Raw genomic sequence first — 3,576 nt, 5'->3', positions numbered from 1 at the left:
CACCACCCCCGTGTGCGGCGCCAGGATGCTCACCAGCTGCGCATAGATCTTCGGGTTGCCGGCCACGATCTCGCGCTGATAGAGGAAGTCGGCTTCGCCGGTGAAGTTGCCGATCAAGCCGCCGGCCTCGGTGACCATCAGCGAGCCGGCGGCGATGTCCCAGGGGCTCAGGCCCGTCTCGAAGAAGCCGTCATACCAGCCCGCGGCCACGTAGCACAGGTCGAGTGCGGCAGCACCCGGGCGGCGCAGGCCGGCGCAGCTTTGCATGACTTCCTCGAACATCGTCACGTAGCGCTTGAAGTTGTCGCCCTTGCGGAACGGGAACCCGGTGCCGATGAGCGCTTCAAGCAGCCGGATGCGCTTGCTCACGCGCAGGCGCTTGTCGTTCAAGAACGCGCCGCGGCCCTTGGAGGCGAAGAACAGGTCGTTGCGCGTGGGGTCGTAGACGACGGCCTGCTGCACCTGGCCGCGCAAGGCCAGCGCGATCGAGGTCGCGTAGACCGGCAAGCCGTGGATGAAGTTGGTGGTGCCGTCCAGCGGATCGATGATCCAGAGGTAGTCGCTGTCCTTGGCGCCGTGCGTGCGGCCCGACTCCTCGGCCAGGATGCCGTGGCCGGGGTAGGCGGCCAGCAGGATCTTGATGATGGCTTCTTCAGCCGCGTGGTCCACCTCGGTGACAAAGTCGTTGTGCGACTTGCTCGTGACCGCCACGCGGTCCAGGTCCTGGGCGGCCCGGGTGATGATCGCGCCCGCCGCGCGCGCGGCCTTGACGGCGGTGTTGAGCATCGGGTGCAGGACTTGAGACATGGCGGGCAGGCGCGCGAGGCGTGAAGGTGGACCGGCGGGTAAAAAGAGCGGGCGGCGGTGAGGCCGCGAAGCGCAGCGACTGGGCTGCGGGCGACGAGCACCGCCGCCGATAATTGAATTTTAGCTGCCGTCCCATGAGCCTTGCTGATCCGGCCCGCTTCATCCTCGTCGGCGTGAGCCACCCCGGCAACGTCGGCGCGGCGGCGCGGGCCATGAAGGTGATGGGCTTTGCCGACCTGGTGTTGGTGGCGCCGCGCTTTGCCGACGTGTTGAGCCAGGAGAACACGGTGGCGATGGCCAGCGGCGCGGCCGACATCCTGGTGCGCGCGCGCATCGTCGCGACCTTGGCCGAGGCGCTCGACGGCGTGAGCTTCGCCTGCGCCACGGCGATGACGCCGCGCGACTTTGGCCCGCCCACGCATGCGCCGCGCGCGCTGCTGCCGACCCTGGTGGCGAGTGGGCAGCGGCTGGGCTTCGTGTTCGGCTCCGAGCGCTACGGCATGGCCAATGAAGACGTGTACCGCTGCCACGCCTGCCTGAGCATTCCCGCGCACCCGGACTACGGCTCGCTCAATCTCGCGCAAGCGGTGCAGTTGATCGCCTATGAATGGCGCCAGGCACTCGGCGGCTATGCGGTCGCGCCGCGCACCGTGGATGCGAGCCTGGCCGACGGCGCCGCGGTGCAGGGTTTGATCGAGCATTGGCAGCGGGCGCTGGTCCACATCGGCCATCTGGACCCGGCCGCGCCGAAGAAGCTGCTGCCGCGCCTGAACCAGTTGCTCAACCGCGCCGCGCTGGGCGAAGAAGAGGTCCATTTGCTGCGCGGCATCGCCACCTCGATGCTCAAGCGCTGAGTTAATCTCGGCAGAGCGAGCGCCGTGCCTGACCCAGCAGCTCGCCATTCATCACTCCACCGACGCCCCATGTTCGACCGCCTTCGCGAAGACATTGCCTGCATCCTCGAGCGTGACCCCGCCGCGCGCACGCCCTTCGAGGTGCTGACCTGCTACCCCGGCCTGCACGCACTCTTGCTGCACCGCTGGGCGCATGCCTGCTGGAGGGGTGGCTTCAAGTGGATGGGGCGGATGATTTCGCACGGGACGCGTTGGCTCACGGGCATCGAGATTCACCCCGGCGCGCAGATCGGTCGGCGCGTTTTCATCGATCACGGCATGGGCGTCGTGATCGGCGAAATGGCCGAAATCCACGACGACTGCACCATCTACCAGGGCGTGACGCTCGGCGGTACGGCGCTCGTGAAGGGCGCCAAGCGCCACCCGACCTTGGAGCGCGGCGTGATCGTCGGCGCCAACGCCTGCGTACTGGGCGGCTTTACCGTCGGTGCGGGCGCGCGCATCGGCTCCGGCGCGGTGCTCACCAAGGCGCTGCCGCCCGGTGCCACCGCGGTAGGCAACCCGGCGCGCATCCTGGCCGCGCCCGACGACCTGCAGCGCGAGGCGGTGGCCAACAAAATGGGCTTCTCCGCCTACGGCGTGACGCAGGGCGACGACCCGGTCGCGCAGGCCATGAAGGGCCTGATCGACCACGCCTCGGGCCACGAACACCAGATCGCCATGCTGTGGGCGGCGGTCGAAAAACTCTCGCAACGTGCCGCGGCCGGCGACTGCGTGCCGAGCGACGCGCAGACGAGCGAAGACTTCGACGCGGCGGCGCTCAATCAGTTGGTGAAGTGAGCCGCGAGAGGGCGGGGCGCGGCGAGGGCGTCGTGCGAGCCAGGCGCCCTAACGCACCCGCACCGCGCTCTTCGGCCGAAACGCCTTGCACACCGCTTCGTCGGTTTCCAGGTAGGGCCCGCCGATCAGGTCGATGCAGTACGGCACCGCCGCGAAGATGCCGTGGGCCGGCGGGTTCGCGCTCGGCAAGCCTTCGAGCGTTTCTGCGATCGACTTCGGCTGCCCGGGAAGATTGATCACCAAGGCCTTGCCGCGGATCACCGCCACTTGCCGCGACAAGATGGCGGTGGGCACGAAGCGCAGCGAGATCTGGCGCATTTGCTCGCCAAAGCCGGGCATCTCCTTGTGCGCCACGGCCAAGGTCGCCTCGGGGGTCACGTCGCGTGGCGCCGGGCCGGTGCCGCCGGTGGTGAGCACGAGGTCGCAGTGCTCGGCGTCGACCAGCTCGATCAAGGTGGCGCTGATGCCGGGCGCGTCGTCGGGGATCAGCCGCGTGGCCCAGGTGATGGGGTTTTTGATCGCGCGGACCAGCCACGCCTGCAGTGCCGGTATGCCCTGGTCTTGGTAGACGCCGCTGGAGGCGCGGTCGCTCACCGACACGAGGCCGATCTTCACCGCGTCGAAGTCACTCATGCGCTGCCTTTGCGTCGTGGAGCGTCTCGCGCAGCAACTGGAACAGATCGCGGTAGGCGCGGCCGTGGCGCGCGAGCCCGCCGGGCAGCGCGGGCACCGCGTCCTTGCGGGCGCTGCGTGTCAAGTTGCGCAGTTGCTGCACGTCGCTTGTCGGGTGCTCGGCCAGCCAGCGGCCGAGCGCGGCGTCGTCGGCCAGCAGCTCGGCGCGCCAGCGCTCGGCCTCGTGCAGCGCCAGCGCGTCCTTGGCATGACCGAGCTGGAAGGAAGCGACGGCCTCGCGGATCGGCTCGATGCCGCCTGCGTCTTGCGCCCGGCGCATGAGCTTGCCCAGGTACTGGATCTGGCGCCGCCGGCCCTCGTGCGACTTGGTGCGCTGCGCGGTGCGCACCGCGTCGCGCAGCAATTCGCTCATGCCGATGGCGTCGATGCGCGAGTCGGGCAG

Annotated in this window: 5 protein-coding genes; 2 read left to right on the top strand and 3 right to left on the bottom strand. The window is 69.2% G+C overall.

Going from position 1 to position 3,576, the window contains the following annotated elements; all coding sequences use genetic code 11:
* A partial coding sequence (locus tag RMO12_RS11170) for an inositol monophosphatase family protein (RefSeq protein WP_309639338.1) occupies window positions 1-807 on the bottom strand: 807 nt, incomplete at its 3' end.
* A gap of 134 nt (window positions 808-941) precedes the next feature.
* Here RMO12_RS11170 and RMO12_RS11165 point away from each other — a divergent pair.
* Window positions 942-1,661: an RNA methyltransferase gene (locus tag RMO12_RS11165; protein WP_309639337.1), complete on the top strand. Its 720-nt coding sequence runs from the start codon at window positions 942-944 to the stop codon at window positions 1,659-1,661.
* A 69-nt stretch (window positions 1,662-1,730) separates the two neighbouring features.
* On the top strand, window positions 1,731-2,501 hold the full coding sequence (gene cysE / locus RMO12_RS11160; protein WP_309625562.1) for a serine O-acetyltransferase: 771 nt from the start codon (window positions 1,731-1,733) through the stop codon (window positions 2,499-2,501).
* 48 nt (window positions 2,502-2,549) lie between these two features.
* Here cysE and mog read toward each other — a convergent pair whose 3' ends face one another.
* Window positions 2,550-3,134 carry a molybdopterin adenylyltransferase gene (gene mog, locus RMO12_RS11155; protein ID WP_309639336.1) on the bottom strand — a complete coding sequence of 195 codons (585 nt, stop codon included), beginning with the start codon at window positions 3,132-3,134 and terminating at the stop codon, window positions 2,550-2,552.
* Window positions 3,127-3,576, bottom strand: a 450-nt coding sequence (gene yjgA / locus RMO12_RS11150; protein WP_309639335.1) for a ribosome biogenesis factor YjgA, incomplete at its 5' end; no start/stop codon positions are given. The genes yjgA and mog, both read right to left, overlap by 8 nt.

The organism is Methylibium sp. (assembly GCF_031393925.1).
Lineage (GTDB): Bacteria > Pseudomonadota > Gammaproteobacteria > Burkholderiales > Burkholderiaceae_C > Methylibium.
The sequence above is the reverse complement of the archived record's forward strand: the minus strand, read 5'-3'. Positions and strand labels throughout refer to the sequence as shown.

What these genes read in the sequence shown, in the direction of transcription:
- RMO12_RS11165 (WP_309639337.1), top strand. Translation starts at nt 942, where the DNA reads ATGAGCCTTGCTGATCCGGCCCGCTTCATCCTCGTCGGCGTGAGCCAC.
- cysE (WP_309625562.1), top strand. Translation starts at nt 1,731, where the DNA reads ATGTTCGACCGCCTTCGCGAAGACATTGCCTGCATCCTCGAGCGTGAC.
- mog (WP_309639336.1), bottom strand. Translation starts at nt 3,134, where the DNA reads ATGAGTGACTTCGACGCGGTGAAGATCGGCCTCGTGTCGGTGAGCGAC.